The sequence below is a fragment of the Ruegeria sp. AD91A genome, from assembly GCF_003443535.1.
In the GTDB taxonomy this organism is placed as follows: Bacteria; Pseudomonadota; Alphaproteobacteria; order Rhodobacterales; family Rhodobacteraceae; genus Ruegeria.
This window is the reverse complement of sequence record NZ_CP031947.1, coordinates 519,174-536,985: the sequence shown is the minus strand read 5'-3', so window position 1 is coordinate 536,985 and position 17,812 is coordinate 519,174. Positions and strand designations below refer to the sequence as shown.

The following is a 17,812-nucleotide window of genomic DNA, read 5'->3' as shown; positions in this document are numbered from 1 at the left end:
GAAAACGGAGATTTGTGCATGACATCATCCGGCCTCGAACTCGATACCGAGCGGCTTTCGACATATTTGGGGCGCCACATCGAAGGTTTCGCCGGTCCGTTGTCCTATCGGAAGTTTTCAGGTGGGCAGTCGAACCCAACCTATCTGCTGAAGGCCGGTGGTTCGAAATACGTGCTGCGCCGCAAACCGCTGGGCGACCTGCTGCCTTCGGCCCATGCCGTGGATCGGGAATATCGTGTTCTCAAGGCACTTCATGGCACTGCGGTTTCGGTTGCCAAACCTTACGTGCTGTGTGAGGACACGGATGTCATCGGTTCCATGTTCTATGTCATGAGCTTCGAGGAGGGGCGGATCTTCTGGAACCCGACGCTCCCTGAATTGGACGTGGCGGACCATCGTCCGATTTTTGACGAAATGATCCGCGTTCTGGCTGCGCTGCATTCGGTTGACATAGGTGCCGTCGGTCTGTCTGAATTCGGGAAGCCAGGAAATTATTTCGAACGCCAGTACAGCCGCTGGACCAAACAGTATCGCGCTGCGGAAACCAACAACCTTCCCGAGATGGAGCGGCTTATGAGCTGGCTGGCCCGTAATCTGCCGGATGGTGACGGTTCGGTCAGTCTGATCCACGGCGATTTTCGCATAGACAATTTTGTCTTCGCTTCGGATACCCCGCAGATCGCTGCCGTTCTGGATTGGGAGCTGTCGACGCTGGGCCACCCGATGGCTGATCTGGGATATTTCTGTGTCTGTCTCCGGTTGCCGCCGACCGGTCTGATCCGGGGGTTGCAAGGGCTGGATCGGGCTGCTTTGAACATCCCTTCCGAAGCTGAGATGATCGAGCGGTATTGTTTGCTGCGTGACCTGCCGGAGATTGAGAACTGGACCTTCTATCTGGCGTTTTCCTTCTTCCGGATGGCTGCGATTGCACAGGGTGTTTACAGCCGTGCGCTGGCGGGAAATGCATCGAACGAGAACGCGATGGCGTTCAAGGATCTGGTGGCCCCTCTGGCGCAAATGGCGCTCGACGAAATCGCCGCTGCAACGCACTGAAGAGGATCACAATGGATTTTGCCCCATCGCCACGCGCCGAGGAAATGCACGACCGGCTAAAAGCCTTCATGCAGGCGCATATCTATCCGCGCATTCGCGACCACAAAGAGGAAATAGAAGCCGGCCATTTCCCGGTTTCGTTCATGGAAGACCTCAAGTCGCTGGCCCGCGCCGAGGGGCTTTGGAACATGTTCCTGCCCTCCTTGCGGGACGATGAGCCGGGTACGCGGCTCAGCAATCTTGATTACGCGCCCCTGGCCGAGTTGATGGGGCAGGTGAACTGGTCTTCGGAAGTGTTCAACTGCAACGCGCCGGATACCGGGAACATGGAATTGCTGCACATGTTCGCCACGCCCGAGCAGCGCGAAGAGTGGTTGGTGCCGCTGTTGAACGGCAAGATCCGCTCGGCCTTTGCCATGACCGAGCCGGATGTGGCGAGTTCAGACGCGACCAACATAACGACATCCATCCGGCGCGCGGGTGATGAATACGTCATCAATGGCCGCAAGTGGTTTATCACCAATGCTTGCCACCCCAACACCAGACTATTCATCGTCATGGGCAAAACCGACCCAAACGCCGATCGCCATAAACAGCAAAGCATGATCATCGTTCCAAAGAATACGCCCGGTTTGGAGATCGTGCGCAATCCGACGATCCTGAACATGCACGATCCCGAAGGTCATGCTGAACTGGTTTTCAAGGACGTGCGCGTCCCGGTCGGCAATCTGCTGGGCGAAGAGGGCAGCGGTTTTGCACTGGCTCAGGCCCGGCTTGGGCCGGGGCGTATTCATCATTGCATGCGCTCGATCGGGGCGGCGGAAATGGCACTGAACTTGATGGTGGAACGCGCCCAGGAACGTAAGACCTTTGGCAAGCAACTTTCGGAACAAGGCGTGATCCGCGAATGGATCGCGAAATCCCGGTTAGAGATCGAACAGGCCAGGCTGTTGACCCTGAAGGCGGCCTGGAAGATAGATCAGGTGGGCGCGAAAAAGGCGTTCCGCGAAATATCTCTGATCAAGGTGGTAGCGCCCCAGGTGCATGCAACGGTTACGGACCGTGCAATGCAGGTCTTTGGCGCAATGGGCATGACGCCTGACACGCCATTGGCCGACAGTTACACTTGGGCCCGGGCGTTGCGCTACGCCGATGGTCCTGATGAGGTTCATCTTCAAGCTATTGCCAAACAGGAGTTGAAGAATTCCAACTATGGGATGTCCGCGCTATGGCTGACGCCGCCTCCGCGGTAAGTCAGGGCAGGGATGGTATCATCCGAATATCCCGAAGATATGCAAGCCGAGTTGCCCGGATTGTCTGGGCATTTGGACGCGGAGCGCGCTGCGCTATGTTCCGGCGGCAAGTAAGTCACTCGCCTTTTCTCCGATCATGATCGCGGGGGCGTTTGTGTTGCCGCTGACGATTTCGGGCATGATCGAACAATCCGCGACCCGCAGGTTTTCGATACCGTGAACCTTTAGCACAGGATCTACGACTGCGGTTTCATTCGTACCCATCGCGCAGGTCCCCGTTGGGTGATAGATCGAAACGGAATTCGACCTGACCCAGTCCAGAGTGCCCTCGTAATCGTCGGCAGAGAGTTGAGATGTCGGGCGGAACTCTTCGGAAATCTTCGATGCCAGCGGATTATGCTGAGCGATTCTGCGGGCGATGTTCACGCCGTCGACGATGGTCTGGCAATCCGTTTCCGTCGACAGATAGTTCGGAATGATCTTTACATGCTGTGATGGGTCCGGGCCGTTCAGGTGCAGTTCACCTCTGCTTTCCGGCCGCAGCTGGCACACGGACATGGTAAAGGCGGAAAACGGATGTACGCCTTCGCCGGGGCTGTCGGCGGACCATGGTTGTACATGGAACTGAATGTCGGGCGTTTCCACGTCCGGGCGTGTTTTCATGAATCCAGTTGCAAGGCTGGCTGCCATGGTCATCGGACCTGCGCGGAACAACGCGTATTTTAGCGCAATGCGGGCCTGATTGATCAGGCTGCGCACCTCGTCATTCAATGTGGGCTCATTGCATTTGAAAACGAGACGGGCTTGCAAATGATCTTGCAGTCTTTTGCCGACACTGGGCAAGGCATGTACCGGATCGATCCCGTTTTTCTTCAGGTGGTCAGGGTCGCCGATACCCGACAACATCAGAATTTGAGGAGAGTTGATTGCGCCACCGGACAGGATGATTTCGCGCCGTACCTTGAGGGTTATCTCATTGCCTGCGCGATCCCTATAGACAAGTCCGGTCGCCCGTTTCCCATCCAGCGTTATGCGTGTCACCAGTGCTTTCGTGATGATATTCAGGTTTTGCCTATTTCGAATTGGTTTCAAATACGCCACGGCTGAACTGCACCTGCGGCCATTGCGGGTGGTCAGCTGAAAGTACCCTACGCCTTCCTGATCTGCGCCGTTGTAATCTGGATTGAAAGGGTATCCGGCGGCTTGTGCTGCCGCGACCCATGCGTCGCAGATCGGTCGCTGAATGCGCATGTTCGACACCGATAGCGGCCCGCCGACACCGTGATACGGGTCTTCGCCGCGCTCTTGATCTTCGCTGCGTTTAAACAGCGGCAGCACGTCGTCCCAACCCCAACCGACATTCCCCATCTGGCGCCAGCGGTCATAATCTTCCTTTTGGCCGCGCACATAGAGCAAACCGTTCAGTGAGGATGAGCCGCCCAGCACTTTCCCGCGCGGCCAGTCGATCGAGCGCCCGTTCAGACCGGGATCAGGCTCGGTCCTGTAACACCAGTCCACCGAAGGATTGTGCATGGTCTTGAAATAGCCAACCGGGATGTGGATCCAGGGGTTGGTGTCGCGGCCGCCGGCCTCCAACAGCGCGACGGTCGTGTTGGGGTCGGCGCTGAGCCGGTTGGCGATGACACAACCCGAAGACCCCGCGCCAACTACCGCATAATCCACTTCCATGACCGCCTCCTTCCAACGTCGTTGAAAAAAACTCTATGCAAGATGCAAGAATTATACTAGTCTTTTTTGATACAAAACGTCTCAATAATTGCGAACAGGGAGGTAAGCAATGGAGATTGGTCGAAAACTGAGTGGTATTTCGCGGCGGGATTTTTTCCGGGTGGCGGGTCGTTACGGCATGAGCTCGACGCTACTTGCGGCAGGAGGATTTGGTGGGGCGATGAGCCTGGCAAATCTGGCGCAAGCGGCAGAATCCACTTACGAAAAACGCTTTTCTAAAGAACCAAAGCACACGTTGAAATTCGGTGCTTCGGGCTTCAACACCCGCAACCTTCTGATTGAACGCGCCGGAGCCATCGAATTCGCGCGCGATCTGGAAGAGAGGACCGATGGTGAGATTCGGATCGAGTTCATCGGCGACAACCAGATCTGCGGACAACTCAGCTGCGTTGAGAAAACGCAGCAGGGAATCGTCGATATATACGCAGCCTCGACCCAAAACTCGGCCGGCGGTGCGCCTTATCTGAACGTTCTGGACTATGCCTACATGTTCCCGAGCCGTGCGGCGCAGTATCATTTCTTCTACAGCCCGGCCAGCCAGCGCATCCTGCGCGATCCGCTGGAAAAGCGGCACGGGTTGAAATTCCTGTTCACCCACTGCGAACTGCGCGGTCTGCAAATGGGCTCGACCTTTGCCGACAAGCCGACCGTGACCAAGCTTGAAGAGTTGTTTGGCACCAAGAACCGCGTGACGGGCACGCAGCTGGGTCGGATCGCAATGCAACTGCTGAATCTGAACCCTGTGCCGGTAGCATGGGAAGAAACGCTGGATGCGCTCAAAACCGGTCTAATCGACGGGGCGGAAACCTGGGCTTCGGCGGTGGCGTATGCGAACATGGCACCTGTGGTCTCGCAATCCGTGAACCTGAAGTTCTTCTGCGGCACAGAACATACCTCGATGTCTGCCAAAGTATTCGACGGGCTGGGCGGCGAGTTGCAGGATGCTGTGATGGAGTCGTCCTACTTCACGCAAGCCCTGATCCAGGGCGCGAACGAGGCGGCGCTGCTGAACACCGTTGGTTTCTCGGATCCGCAACTGCCGCATACCATATTTGCGGAAAACGGCGTACGCCCAGCCTTCCTTCCGGATGACCAAATCAAGCTGGCCGAAGAAATGTGTGCCCCGAACTTTAACCCAGAACCGTGGGCGCAGTGGCGCGAACGGCTGAACAAGTGGGCCGGTGGCATCGATACCTACCAGGAGATCTACGACATCGCGCGCGAGATCCCTGCGGACACGCTGCCAGAAAACGTCGAGCCGCGCCGCTGGTGGAAGGGCGAGGCCTGATTAGACTGCCAGAACCGGCCCAAACGGGCCGGTTCAAACAATACCGACTGGGAGGACGGGCTTCATGTCACTTTGGGCAGACATTGGCGCAATTTTCAGCGCTTTTCTCAGCCAGGATTCATTTGAGATACAAATTGCTCTGGAATCCGACGCCGCTTGGATCGTTGGTGCGGTCGTTGCCGCGATTGGGGGTTTGCTGGTCATGCTGATCTATCGAAAAGTCCCGTTGATCGAGCGTCATCTGGAACGTTCGGTCATGGTGTACTCTTATCTTGCTATTGCGCTGATCATTTTCTGGGGCGTGATCGACCGGTTTGTTTTCAACGATCAAGAACCCTGGTCCACTACCATTCCTCCGCTTCTGTTTATGGTAATGGCTTGGTTCGGTGCTTCCTACAACGTGCGACTGCGAACGCATCTGAGTTTCAGCGAATTCCGTACGGCCATGCCCCGTGGCGGGCAACTGGCCTGCCTGTTCCTGGACGCCGTGCTGTGGTTCATCTTTGCGGTGATTGTCATCGTGACCACCTCGCGGCTGGTGGCGCTTTCGGCCTCGAACTTTCAGATCGTTCTGGGCACAGACAATATCATGCAGTGGTGGTTCCTGCTGGCAGCACCATTGTCATTCTTTTTGATGGTCGGTCGCGTGTTTCAAAACCTCGCGGATGACTTGCACAACTGGAAAACAGGCGAGCCGCTGATCAAGCAGGCCGTGATCGGGGCAGACTGATGACAGACGGAACACTTGTTACACTAATCTCGCTGGGGGTCACCTTTCTCTTCATGCTGGGCGTGCCGGTGCTGCTGGTTATCGGCTACTGGGTCATCGGATGTTCCTTTGTCCTTGGTCTGACACTGGACAATATGGGGGCCGAACTGCTGAACGTCTTCAACAAGGGCTTCGCACTGTTGGCGATGCCGTTGTTCATCCTGACCGGAGACCTGATCAACAAATCCGGTATCGCGCGACGGCTCAGTGATTTTGCCTATGCCTGCCTGGGCTGGATACGTGGTGGACTGGCAATGGCATCGCTGGGTGCCTGCGGGCTTTTCGCGGCGATTTCCGGGTCGAACTCAGCCACAACGGCGACCATCGGGTCGATGCTTCACCCCGAGATGGTAAAAGGCGGCTATGACGAACGGTTCAGCGCAGCGACTGCTGCTGCGGGCGGCACGGTCGGTATCATCATCCCCCCTTCGATCATCTTCATCGTCTATGGCTTTCTGATGAACCTCCCGATTTCCGAATTGTTCGTCGCCGGTATTCTGCCGGGTGCGCTGATGGTCATCGGGATGCAGCTGGCGTGCTGGATCATCTGCCGCATGAACGGGTGGGGCTATCTGATCCCACTGCAATTGAATCGGGTGCTGAAGACCGCCTTTGGTGCCTGGCTCGGCTTTTTCGCCATCGGTCTTGTGCTCTGGGGCATTTATACTGGCAAGTTCTCTCCGACAGAGGCCGCGGGTGTGACCGTGGGCTTTTGTGTCATTGCGGGGCTGGTCAGCCACCCTATCAACCGGAACATGGGGGCCCGGAACGATATTCCGCCAACCGAAAAGAGTTTCGCCGAAATGTTTGTGGTCGAAGGGTTCACGATTCCTGAGATCCCCTCAATCGTTATCAGGTCTGCCCAGATTACGGGTATCCTGGCACCTTTGATCGCAATTTCGGTGGTGATGCAGCAAATCCTGTCGCTGCTTGGTGCTCAGGAAACAATCGGAAACTTCGTGACCTCCATGGGGGGGTACCATGCGGTTCTGTTCACATCGATGGTGATTGTCTTTTTCTCGGGCATGGTGCTGGAAAGCCTTCCGGTCACGATCATCCTGGCCCCGATCCTCGCGCCGATAGCGGCGTCGGTCGGAGTCGACCCGATTCACTTCTCGGTGATATTCCTTGTCGGGGCATCCATCGGATTTATTACGCCGCCATATGGGCTTAACCTTTATGTAGCTTCGGGCGTGACGGGTGTGCCGTACTTCCGGTTGCTGCGCTACACGGTGCCTTACTTGGTGGCCCTGATGTCAGTCTGGATATTGGTGTCGCTGGTCCCCGAACTGGCCTTGATCCTACTGCCAAATAACTAGAATGTGAAGGAATGGCCGAGACGGATACAAAAGACCGAGAACCTCAGATACCCACCAACCTGCGCCTGTTGCTGATCCTTGAAGAGGTGGCACGGCGCGGGGTGGCGGTCAAACCCTCGGACCTGATCGACGCATTGGGATTGGCCAAGCCCACAATCCATCGTTTGCTGCAAACGGCAGAGGCAGAGGGGTTTCTGCAACGTGATCTTGACGGACGGTCTTATGGTCCGGGCAGACGATTGCGGCTGTTGTCCGTGAATACCATGTCCGCCGAACATCTGCGGACCGCGCGTCTTGCCATCCTGCGCGGTGTGGCGGACGAAGTGGGCGAAACATGCAATCTGGCCATCCCGGATCGAGAAGGCATGATCTACCTCGACCGTGTGGAAACCAAATGGCCGTTACGGATCCAATTGCCAATCGGAACCCAGGTGCCGTTCCACTGCACGGCCAGTGGCAAGATGTACCTTTCCACCTTGCGCCCCAAAACTCTGAACGGGTTCTTGTCGGCGGGAAAACTGAAACAGCAGACCACCCGTTCGTTGACAGAGCCGGAGTCTTTGCTGAGCGAAATCAAGATGACGGCCGAGCGGGGATTCTCCACCGACGACGAAGAATTCATGGCAGGTATGGTGGCAATCGCGGTGCCAGTACAGGACGCGCAGGGCAGGCTTGTCGCCACGCTTTCAGTTCATGCCCCAACGCAACGGCATGATGTTGGCAGTCTGATGTCATTTCTCGACACCTTGCGCAGGGGTTCAGAACACCTGTCGCGTCTGTTGGGCGAGTAACTGCGCAGTGGGAAAACCTGCAATCGAATAATGTCAGGATTGAGAAGTTGAACCTGCACGGTGAAGGCTATTCAGCAGCTTTTTTTTGCAGAGATAAGCACCTCACGACATTGTCCACCCAAACCGGATCGTATCTGTTGAGGGTAAAGGTAGGACGACACCACCCATGCTTTACCGGCCTGATCGATCTGTTCCGCAATGTCTCGGATGATTGTGAAGAGATCACCATTGGCGCCAAGGGTTTGACAACGTCGGCGAATGAATTGGCTCAGCCTCCGCCGGCGAACTCGAACGATGGATTAAGTCCTCACAAACTGAGAAAATCACTGACCGGGCTGACAGTCCCTCATGGCGGTGATTTCCTGGCCGCCGCAAGCCGATTGTCAGCTTGGTTTGCTTTTTCAATCGATCACCGGGATGCTCCAACGGGCGTTGCACCTACGCGCCCAGCATCTCAAGTACAGCGTCGCGTTCTGATAGGACAAGCAACAAGGCAAGATCCCCGGGCTCGAGTTGATCCAGAATATTGGCGGCCGCCTGAGAAGGGGATCGGGCCCTTTGGATCTGATCAGCCCTGTATCCGTTCTGCAAAGCCGTCCCTTCGATCAGGTCCGGGATTTCGCCCAAGGCCCGGCCTCTCAGATAGCCTTCTAGTTCAGCGGCAACGATCACGTCGGGTTGGAACTTCAAAGCCGTCGCGGTGACGTCCCGAATGTCCTGATCCGATCTGTCACCTGCATGGCTGAGCATGATAAAGCGACGTTTTGCCGGAAGGCCTGACAGCGCATCGCACACGGCGGAAATCGAGTGCGGGTTATGTGCGAAGTCTACAAAAACACGCGCGTCATTATGATTGAACTCGTTGCAGCGCCCCGGATTGTCCTGTGCATCAGGTTTGAAACCCGCCAGCCCATCCCGCACCGCCTGAAAGGGTAGATCCAGCGCCAGAGCAAGGCACATGGCTGCCAATGCGTTCAGGATATTGTATTTCGCCACCCCGCCCATTGTCAGGGGCACACCTGACACGGCAATCACGTTCCTTTCGGAACTGCCATCAAAATAGATGATGTTGCCTTGGTGCAAATAGGCGCAGCGCCGGCCCGCTTCTCGGGCCTGACGTATCAGATCGTTCTGCCTGTCCAGCGAAAACCACCAGATATTCGCCAACGTGTTTTTTGCCTCGGCCCGAACATACGCGTCGTCAGCGTTCAGGGCCAGCACACCGCCTTCGACCAGCGTTCGGTGAACGGCAAACTTCGCCTGCGCCAGTTCCGGCACGGTATTGACGCCGTATTGGCCCAAATGGTCATTCGCGACGTTGGTGACAGCCGCCGCCGTGGCCGCACGCGTCGGCAGGCCGCGGCGCAGTATGCCCCCACGGGCCACTTCGAGGCAGGCGATCTCAAGCCGCTTGTCGCGCAGCAACATCCGGCCGCCCCCGGGGCCCGAGTAATCACCTCGGTCCAGAATATCGTCGCCCACGCGCACAAACTCGGTCGAGGTCAACCCAGCGACTTTGCCCGAGGCGCGCGCGATCGCTTCAAGCAATCGGGTCGTCGTGGTCTTGCCATTGGTTCCGGTGATGAACGCAACGGGAATGTTGTGAAGGCTGGACCAGTCCACGTCACCGGGGGCGGGCAGCGCATCGACCGGCCAGACCTGACTGCCTGTGCCGTGGCCGATTGAAATCTCATCATCGTCACACAGAATGTCCACGCCATGCGCCTCGGCCGCTGTGATCAGCTCGATCAGGCGGGGATTGGCTTCTTTGGCCATGACAGCTTTGACATCCGCCACCATTTGATCAAAGTCACCGGAAGTTGCGCCCAACAATTCGGCGGCACAGAAGTGCCATGCCGTCTGCGCCGCGAAGATCGCAGAATACAGCTGATCCATCGGTGCGGATATCACCAGATTGATGCCGCCGGTAAAGGTGCGATATGTCAGGTCCTGATCCTGCCATCCCAGCGCGTCCAGCACTCGCCGGGCATTTTTCTCCCACAGCGCAGAGACCCGAGATGGGTCAATCTCGGTGAAAAATACATCCATCACTGCCCCGGGTTTATTCCATAGCAGGCCGGGCCCAGTCAGACGCCGGGCGTCATCCACCTGAATATGATCAGCGGTCGCGCTTGCAATGGTCAGCGCGGTTTCAAGCTCTTCAATCCGGTCCATTCCGGCGCCTCCGCTCAGTCGGCGTCTTCGCTGATCTCACGAGCTAAACGCACGCCGCGCTCGTCTCGGATCAGGTTTTGATCGCTTTCGAACATGTCCTCGAACGAATTGTCGGCGGGACTGGTCCTCGGTGCATCCTCGGTGTCTGGGGCTTTACTGTCAGAGTTGAAATAGATGATTTGTTTCCAGCAGCGTGTCGTTTCGTCGCCGAAGATCACCAACAGATCCCCCGGCGCTGCTTGCTCCAGCCCGGCTTTTACGGCCTCAACCTCATCCGGGATGATTGTAATGGATGCGTCGTCGACCCCGTTGTCGATCAGTGCCTGACGCATCATTTGCGGCACTTCGTCGTGCCCCCGACCCCTGCGGCGGTCATCGGCCTTGCAGATGAAATGGTCAAAATGTCCGGCCAGCGCGGCTGCTCCGTCTACAATATCTTCATTGCGCCGGTCGCCAGGCATGGCAACCACGCAAAGTCTGCGACCCTTGATCTCCAATTGATCGGCCAGCGCAGCCATCGCTTTGAGTGCGGCGGGGTTATGGCCGTAGTCCAAGATCACCTTGAACGAATGCTCGTCATAGACGTTCATGCGCCCCGGAGCCTGGAAATAACTGGTATCGAAGGTGCGCAACCCGTGCCGGATGTTGTCCAGATCAACCCCAAAACTATACGCCATCGCTGCAGCGAACATGGCGTTTTGAACGTTGAAGATTGCCTTGCCTTCCAACGTGGCAGGGATCAGATGCGACCATAGTACCGGAATATGCAGCCCGTTGTCATAAATCGTCAGCATGTCGCCGCTCATGCCCTTTTCCAGCACGATAGCCTTTCCGCCCGCCTTGATATGTTCCTTGACAAGGCCGTGGCCGGGGTTGGTTGTGACATAGAAGATCTGATCTGCCCCGGCATAATCGGCCATTTTCAGACAATTGATGTCATCGGCATTCAGAACCGCTGTATCCGTGGCGCTTTCCACCACCACGCGTTTCACCACAGCCAGTTCCTCGACCGTGTTTATGCCGCCAAGGCCAAGGTGGTCGGCCGAGACGTTCAGGCATGCCGCCACGTTCGAACGCTGGTATCCCAGACCAGACCGCACAAGCCCTCCGCGCGCGGTTTCCATTACGGCGAAGTCAACCATCGGGTCGCGCAAGACGATCTGTGCGGATTTTGGCCCGGTCATGTCACCCTTGACGCTCAGTTTTCCGTCTACATAGACACCGTCGGTAGAGGTCATGCCAACGATCTTGCCGCTGGTCTTCATGATATGCCCGAGCATCCGTGACGTTGTCGTCTTGCCATTTGTGCCGGTGATCGCGGCGATCGGGATGCGGGTTTCCTCATTGGCCGGAAACAGCATGTCGATCACTTTGCCTGCCGCATCGCGTGGCTGTCCTTCGGACGGGGCCACATGCATTCGGAACCCGGGTGCCGCGTTCACTTCGACAATTGCACCACCAATGTCCTTGTAGGATTTGGTGATGTCGTCGATCAGGAAATCGACGCCGCCCACATCCAGCCCAACCGCCATGATGGCACGTTCCGCCATGTCGCGGTTGTCGGGGTGGACCACATCTGTCAGGTCGATTGCAGTGCCGCCCGTCGAAAGGTTCGCGGTCGAGCGCAGATAGAAAACCTCACCGTCTGGCAATACGGTTTCTTTGGTTACGCCCGCGGCTTCCATTAGACGTTTGGCCTGATTGTCGATCTCCAACATGGTCAGCACTTTTTCATGCCCGATGCCCCGGCGCGGGTCTTCGTTCACGATATCGACCAACTCGGCAATCGTGTGTGTGCCGTCACCGACCACATGGCCCGGAACCCGTTTGGCCACTGCAACCAGCTTGTTATTTACTACCAGCATCCTGTGATCGAACCCGGTGACAAAGCCTTCCACCAGAATGGCGCGGCTGCGGGAATGTTCCTTGGCCTCGGCGAAGCCAGCCTCGACCTCTTCATCGGAGTTCAGATTGATCGAAACCCCCCGCCCATGATTGGCATTCAAAGGTTTGACGACCACCGGATGGCCAATACGCCGTGCAGCGCGCACTGCTTCGCGCGCAGAGTAGACCATGCGCTGTTGCGGTACCGGAAGGCCAAGATCGTTCAGCAGGTTGTGGGTATCTTCCTTGTCGCAGGAAATCTCGACCGAGATATGTTTGGTCTCGGATGTAATCGTCGCCTGAATGCGTTTTTGATATTTGCCGTGCCCGAATTGCACCAGCGAGCCAGAGTTGAGCCTGATCCAAGGTATGTCGCGTTCTTGCGCCGCCTTGACCAGCGATCCGGTCGACGGGCCGAATTCCTTGCGCTGCGCGCGCAGAACAAAACTGCGCAGCTCATCGTCCCAGTTGAAGTCCGGGTCGAAATCGCAATCCGCCTGTTCTTTCAAAGATTGCGGCAACAGGTGCATTAGTAGTCGCATCGCAAGTTTACCTGCATCCAGACCAACGTCGCGCTGACGGTATTCGTACACCATGTTGTACTGGCCCAGTTCGCCTGTGCCGCGCGTCCGGCCAAAGGTCACATCGGAGCCGGCTACGTTCTGAACCTCGATGGCACAATGTTCCAGAACGTGACCCAGCCACGTGCCTTCGTCTTCGCGCAGGCGGCGGATGAAACCGCCGGGTTCGCGATAGGAACAGCCATGTTCGGCAAGGCCAGGAAGCGCCTCGATCAATGCATCGATAAACTCGGAACCAATTTTTGCCGAGGGCCACTCTTCCAGAACACCAAGATCGATGACGTGGCGAATAACCGGGAAACTTGCCCAGACATTCGGGCCGACAAATACATTGGTCGAGATTATTTTCATGAGGCTCCTCGTTGGTTAACTTTAATTTCCCCCGCTGGCGGCCTCTTAACCGGATTAATCCGGCAACGTGCAGAACGCCATATGCTCATCTGGCGGAAAAGCCTGGCGAGCCGTCAGATCATAACGGCACCCTTCGCCCAGAACGTCAAGCCGAAGTCCCAGCAGGCTCAGCGCTTCGCCCCGCCGGGCGTCCCACATTGATGAATGTGTCAACTGGCTGGCGTCGACCACGGTAACCGAACCGCTGCCGATGACTTCGAAGACGTTGTCGGGTCCGATGAAGGCGGCCGTGTCTTCGTCAATGCCAAGGCCGATCAGAAATGGGTTGAAAGATGAAGCTGTTAGCAGCCGACCCAAACGGTTCCGCTGCGTGAAATGCTGATCGATGATGACAGCATTGGTCAGGCCCATGCCCGGTGCAAGTGTGATATTGCCTTCGGCAGGTGCCGAGTTGCCGCTTCCACCGGCCACCATATGCTCGGACATGATCGAGGCGCCCGCCGAAGTTCCGGCAACCGGTACACCGGCTGCATTACGTCGGCGTATTTTTTGGGCGACCAGAGTTCCTCCAAGAATCGCAGACAGGCGCAACTGGTTTCCACCGGTCATGAAAACTCCGGTCGCCCGGTCAAGCATCTCGGCATACTCGGGGTTGTCACAATCCGCCCTGCGCGAGATAGGCAGGAACTCAACCTTGCCCGCGCCCAGCTCTGAAAAGATGCGGTTATAATCGGGTCCTGTTTCTTCCAGCATCGAGGCTGTCGGGATTACGACGATGTCAGCATCTTCGCCGCCAGAAAGCTCAACGAACTTGCGATGGATCTGCATTTCCTTGACGCGATCTTCGCCGCCTCCGATCGGGATAATGAACCCGCGTGGGGTCTCTGCATCAACGGGTGCAGGGCACATATCTTAACTACCTTCCGGTGCTGAAGCGGGCAATCACCGGGGACCGCTCGGACGCTTAAATCTGTTCATACATGCCGCGTCGGGCTACCTGGCCATCGCGGACATGCCATTCCCCCCGGGGCCATCTCATGCCGTACAGCAAGGTTTTCGTCAAGAACCACCGGATCGGCGCCCATTCCCGCTTTCCGGCGACCTGCGCGATGCGGCTTCAGCGCATGGGCCACTTATGAGGTGAACAGCGCCAGCGCATCGGACAGGACCATCCCCTGATCAATGAGGTCGCGCAAAGCCCCGGACAACCCCTCGCCGAAAGATGTTGGATTGCCGTCATGAAAAGAGGCGGGCAGTCAGCTGCTACCCCGGCGATAAACGCACGGCAATCAATCAGTCCCGGAATGACCGCCGCTGTGTCGGCATCCGAACCCCTGGCCTGAAACAGGTCTGGTTAGTCTGGTGCCGGATCTATGCTCCCCGGTGGATAACCGCGTAAACGAAGCTGACCTTGCCTGTGCTTTGGTTGCCGCCTTAACATGCTGGAATGAAATTTGAAAATCACCCGGGACTGGTTGTCCCGGATGATGTATTCGCAAGCTTTGCGAGGTTTTGCCCAACGGCTTTCCAGTGATACTCAGATGTCGAATTTGACGCCCTGAGCCAGTGGGAGTTCGGCAGAGTAATTCACGGTATTTGTCTGGCGACGCATATAAGCTTTCCATGCGTCCGAACCGCTTTCACGCCCGCCGCCGGTTTCTTTCTCTCCGCCGAAAGCACCACCGATCTCTGCTCCTGAAGGTCCGATATTGACGTTGGCAATGCCGCAATCGGATCCGGCCGCGGTCAGGAACTGCTCGGCCTCGCGCATGTTTAGGGTAAACACGCAGGATGAGAGGCCTTGCGGTACGTCGTTCTGAAGCTCTACCGCGTCGTCGAAATCATCATAGCCTATGACGTAGAGGATCGGCGCAAAGGTTTCGGTTTTTACTGTTGAAGTCTGATCGGGCATTTCGACAATCGCAGGTTCCATGTAGACGCCTGTCGGAACGCCTTCGGTAACGCGGTTGCCGCCGAACACCGAACCGCCTTCTGCTTCGGCTGCTTTCAAAGCTGCGGTCATCTCCGCGCCCGCCGCTTCGTCCACAAGCGGACCAACCAATGTGCCCTCTGTCAGAGGATTGCCAACGGGCAGACCCGAATAGGCTTTTTTTAGACGGCTCACCAGTTCTTCCCGGATAGAGTTGTGCACGATCAGCCGACGCAGCGTGGTGCAGCGCTGACCAGCGGTGCCTACTGCCGAAAAGACAATCGCGCGCACTGCCATCTCCAGATCAGCCGAAGGGCCGACGATCATTGCGTTGTTGCCCCCCAGTTCCAGAATGCACTTGCCAAAGCGCTGTGCGACGATGGGGGCGACAGCGCGGCCCATGCGGGTCGATCCCGTGGCCGAGATCACGGGAACATCTTCGCTAGCCACCAGCCTTTCCCCAAGATCGGCGCCACCGATAAGCGTTTGCAGCAGACCGTCCGGCGCATCGCCAAATCGGGTCAGGGCGCGTTCGAAAACCTTCTGGCAGGCTAGTGCCGTCAGCGGGGTTTTTTCGGACGGTTTCCAGATTACCGGATCACCGCAAACAATTGCCAGAGCGGCGTTCCACGACCAAACCGCGACCGGAAAGTTGAAGGCCGAGATCACGCCGACCGGTCCTGCAGGGTGCCAGGTTTCCATCATCCGGTGGCCAGGACGTTCGGATGCGATAGTCAGACCATAGAGCTGACGCGACAGACCGACGGCAAAGTCGCAGATGTCGATCATCTCTTGCACTTCGCCCAGACCTTCCGAGGTGATCTTGCCTGCTTCCCAACTGACCAAAGCGCCCAGGTCATCCTTGGCCGCGCGCAACTCCTCGCCCAACAGGCGGATCAGTTCACCCCGGCGCGGGGCAGGGACCACGCGCCATTCCTTGAACGCAACCTTGGCACGGGAAAAGATGGCGTCCATGTCAGAGATCGGCGTCTCATGCACTTCGGCCAGAAGGCTTCCGTCAATCGGTGACGTGACCTTTAGCGTGCCGCCTCTCAGTTGGGCCTCGGTCAGATCAAGATTTGCGAGCGTGGTTTGGGCTGTCATAACGATGTCTTTCATATCTCAGGCCGCCTTGTTCTGTTCGGTGACGTCACCAGCGCGATACAGCTGGCCGAATTCAGTGTTGAGGAAATCATCCAGCTTGACTTGTTCCTGCCGGACAAAGCCTTTCGAGGGCAGCGCTCCGATCCGCATCAGATCGACCACTCCCAGCACGCCTGCGGCGGTCGTGACCTGAATGGCGCTCCAGACCTGTCCGTTGATGCTGCGGGCAAAGGATTTGTTGATCAGGGACTTTTCGCGCAGCACACCGTCGATCTTGCCCTTTGCGGTACAATATACCAGCACCACATCCTGATCGGTGCGGGGCAGGGCCGCCTCGAATATCTCCTTCAGCAGGTCGCGGCGGCGTTCCAGTCCCAGATCGTTCAGAAGCAGTTTAAGGATATCGCAATGGCCCGGATAGCGGATCGAGCGATAGGACACAGCGCGCGCCTTGCCTTCCAGCGTTTCCGGCAAAGTGCCCAGACCGCCCGAGGTATTGAAGCATTCGTATTCCACACCGTCATGGCCCAGCACTTCGTAGTTCTCCAGCGGCGCGGTCTTGACCAGCTTGCCATTCACGATGGCATCGCATGGGTTGCAGTATTCGTTGATCAACCCGTCGGTGGACCAGGTCAGGTTGTATTTCAGCGCGTTGGTCGGATAAAGCGGCAATGCCCCCACCCGCATATGCAGGCTGTCAATCTCGTCAAACTCCGACGCCAGCGAAGCCCCGGCGATGCCGACAAAACCTGGTGCCAGACCGCACTGAGGCATAAATGCAGTCGCGCTGTCCCCGGCCAGTTCACGTACTGCGCTTGTGGCCGCGACATCTTCGGTCAGGTCAAAATAATGCGCGCCGGCCGTTTTCGATGCTTTTGCAATCGTAGGGGTCAAGAAAAACGGGGCCGCAGAGATGACTGCATCGAATCCGTTCAGTTGCCGGGCCAGACCGTCCGCGTCTTTGGCGTCAATCTGCTTGGTTCCAACGCCCATTTTTGCGATATCGCCAAGAGCTTTCAGATCATGATCTGCCACTGTCACAGAGTAATTCGGCGACCCTTTTAAAAGGGTTGCGATCATCTGCCCGATCTTTCCAGCGCCGACAACGCACACATTCCAGGACATAAAAATCTCCGCTTCTTCCTATCCTGTGCCAAGCGTGACAAGTAGCCGTGACATTTCATAGGTGTGAATTTGACGAATTGATGTGCGAAGATGGCATAAAGGCGGAAAAAGCGACACTATGACGAAATTGCGATTGCCGCTGGTGTGTCGCGCCGTAATCATATGTTTTGCGCCGTTTGGTACCTTGGAAGGTCCACTTTCATCGGCCGTTCAGCGAGCCCTCGTTCTGGTTTCTGGCCTCAATCTTCTGGTGGTCTCGTATAGCGACCGATCCGCTTCCATCCGGACCTCGGAACGCTTCTCAATATGCGACAAACGAGCAGTTTTGAGCTATGTTTCTCGTTTGCGACATCCCCTGGTCAAATCGGACAACTCCTTGGCTTTGCTCGGCTGCATGGTACGCCCAGCTGTCGCAGGAGGAGGCTTTGACTCTCAGTAGG

Annotated in this window: 12 protein-coding genes; 6 read left to right on the top strand and 6 right to left on the bottom strand. The window is 57.1% G+C overall.

Annotated elements, in window-relative coordinates:
• Nucleotides 1-18: 18 nt before the first annotated feature.
• Nucleotides 19-1,053 (top strand): phosphotransferase family protein, encoded by a 1,035-nt coding sequence (locus D1823_RS20850; RefSeq protein WP_117873681.1) that lies wholly within the window; start codon nucleotides 19-21, stop codon nucleotides 1,051-1,053.
• A gap of 11 nt (nucleotides 1,054-1,064) precedes the next feature.
• Nucleotides 1,065-2,306 (top strand): acyl-CoA dehydrogenase family protein, encoded by a 1,242-nt coding sequence (locus tag D1823_RS20845; RefSeq protein WP_117873679.1) that lies wholly within the window; start codon nucleotides 1,065-1,067, stop codon nucleotides 2,304-2,306.
• A gap of 93 nt (nucleotides 2,307-2,399) precedes the next feature.
• Here D1823_RS20845 and D1823_RS20840 read toward each other — a convergent pair whose 3' ends face one another.
• Nucleotides 2,400-3,995 (bottom strand): GMC family oxidoreductase, encoded by a 1,596-nt coding sequence (locus D1823_RS20840; RefSeq protein WP_117873677.1) that lies wholly within the window; start codon nucleotides 3,993-3,995, stop codon nucleotides 2,400-2,402.
• 109 nt (nucleotides 3,996-4,104) lie between these two features.
• Here D1823_RS20840 and D1823_RS20835 point away from each other — a divergent pair, with 109 nt between their 5' ends.
• From D1823_RS20835 to D1823_RS20820, 4 genes are all read left to right on the top strand, one after another.
• Nucleotides 4,105-5,343, top strand: a complete 1,239-nt coding sequence (locus D1823_RS20835; protein ID WP_117873674.1) for a TRAP transporter substrate-binding protein — start codon at nucleotides 4,105-4,107, stop codon at nucleotides 5,341-5,343.
• A gap of 64 nt (nucleotides 5,344-5,407) precedes the next feature.
• On the top strand, nucleotides 5,408-6,073 hold the full coding sequence (locus tag D1823_RS20830) for a TRAP transporter small permease (protein ID WP_117873672.1): 666 nt from the start codon (nucleotides 5,408-5,410) through the stop codon (nucleotides 6,071-6,073).
• Entirely contained in the window at nucleotides 6,073-7,431 is a 1,359-nt protein-coding gene (locus tag D1823_RS20825) for a TRAP transporter large permease (protein WP_117873670.1), read from the top strand. Before D1823_RS20830 ends, D1823_RS20825 begins: the two co-directional genes overlap by 1 nt.
• Before the next feature lie 11 nt (nucleotides 7,432-7,442).
• Entirely contained in the window at nucleotides 7,443-8,222 is a 780-nt protein-coding gene (locus D1823_RS20820) for an IclR family transcriptional regulator (protein ID WP_117873668.1), read from the top strand.
• Nucleotides 8,223-8,660: 438 nt separating this feature from the next.
• On the opposite strand, the gene D1823_RS20815 is transcribed toward D1823_RS20820, so the two are convergent.
• The 5 genes from D1823_RS20815 to D1823_RS20795 all read right to left on the bottom strand — a co-directional run bounded on the left by D1823_RS20815 (nucleotide 8,661) and on the right by D1823_RS20795 (nucleotide 17,372).
• Nucleotides 8,661-10,397: a Mur ligase family protein gene (locus D1823_RS20815; protein WP_117873666.1), complete on the bottom strand. Its 1,737-nt coding sequence runs from the start codon at nucleotides 10,395-10,397 to the stop codon at nucleotides 8,661-8,663.
• A gap of 14 nt (nucleotides 10,398-10,411) precedes the next feature.
• Nucleotides 10,412-13,213: a cyanophycin synthetase gene (gene cphA / locus D1823_RS20810; protein WP_117873663.1), complete on the bottom strand. Its 2,802-nt coding sequence runs from the start codon at nucleotides 13,211-13,213 to the stop codon at nucleotides 10,412-10,414.
• A 54-nt stretch (nucleotides 13,214-13,267) separates the two neighbouring features.
• Complete coding sequence (locus tag D1823_RS20805; RefSeq protein ID WP_117873661.1) at nucleotides 13,268-14,122, bottom strand: cyanophycinase; 855 nt, start codon at nucleotides 14,120-14,122, stop codon at nucleotides 13,268-13,270.
• Nucleotides 14,123-14,750: 628 nt separating this feature from the next.
• Nucleotides 14,751-16,262: an aldehyde dehydrogenase family protein gene (locus D1823_RS20800; protein WP_254683851.1), complete on the bottom strand. Its 1,512-nt coding sequence runs from the start codon at nucleotides 16,260-16,262 to the stop codon at nucleotides 14,751-14,753.
• Between the two features lie 3 nt (nucleotides 16,263-16,265).
• Complete coding sequence (locus D1823_RS20795; protein ID WP_117873659.1) at nucleotides 16,266-17,372, bottom strand: saccharopine dehydrogenase family protein; 1,107 nt, start codon at nucleotides 17,370-17,372, stop codon at nucleotides 16,266-16,268.
• Between the last annotated feature and the right edge of the window lie 440 nt (nucleotides 17,373-17,812).

What these genes read in the sequence shown, in the direction of transcription:
- D1823_RS20815 (WP_117873666.1), bottom strand. Translation starts at nt 10,397, where the DNA reads ATGGACCGGATTGAAGAGCTTGAAACCGCGCTGACCATTGCAAGCGCG.
- D1823_RS20825 (WP_117873670.1), top strand. Translation starts at nt 6,073, where the DNA reads ATGACAGACGGAACACTTGTTACACTAATCTCGCTGGGGGTCACCTTT.
- cphA (WP_117873663.1), bottom strand. Translation starts at nt 13,213, where the DNA reads ATGAAAATAATCTCGACCAATGTATTTGTCGGCCCGAATGTCTGGGCA.
- D1823_RS20800 (WP_254683851.1), bottom strand. Translation starts at nt 16,262, where the DNA reads ATGAAAGACATCGTTATGACAGCCCAAACCACGCTCGCAAATCTTGAT.
- D1823_RS20795 (WP_117873659.1), bottom strand. Translation starts at nt 17,372, where the DNA reads ATGTCCTGGAATGTGTGCGTTGTCGGCGCTGGAAAGATCGGGCAGATG.
- D1823_RS20845 (WP_117873679.1), top strand. Translation starts at nt 1,065, where the DNA reads ATGGATTTTGCCCCATCGCCACGCGCCGAGGAAATGCACGACCGGCTA.
- D1823_RS20820 (WP_117873668.1), top strand. Translation starts at nt 7,443, where the DNA reads ATGGCCGAGACGGATACAAAAGACCGAGAACCTCAGATACCCACCAAC.
- D1823_RS20835 (WP_117873674.1), top strand. Translation starts at nt 4,105, where the DNA reads ATGGAGATTGGTCGAAAACTGAGTGGTATTTCGCGGCGGGATTTTTTC.
- D1823_RS20850 (WP_117873681.1), top strand. Translation starts at nt 19, where the DNA reads ATGACATCATCCGGCCTCGAACTCGATACCGAGCGGCTTTCGACATAT.
- D1823_RS20805 (WP_117873661.1), bottom strand. Translation starts at nt 14,122, where the DNA reads ATGTGCCCTGCACCCGTTGATGCAGAGACCCCACGCGGGTTCATTATC.
- D1823_RS20840 (WP_117873677.1), bottom strand. Translation starts at nt 3,995, where the DNA reads ATGGAAGTGGATTATGCGGTAGTTGGCGCGGGGTCTTCGGGTTGTGTC.
- D1823_RS20830 (WP_117873672.1), top strand. Translation starts at nt 5,408, where the DNA reads ATGTCACTTTGGGCAGACATTGGCGCAATTTTCAGCGCTTTTCTCAGC.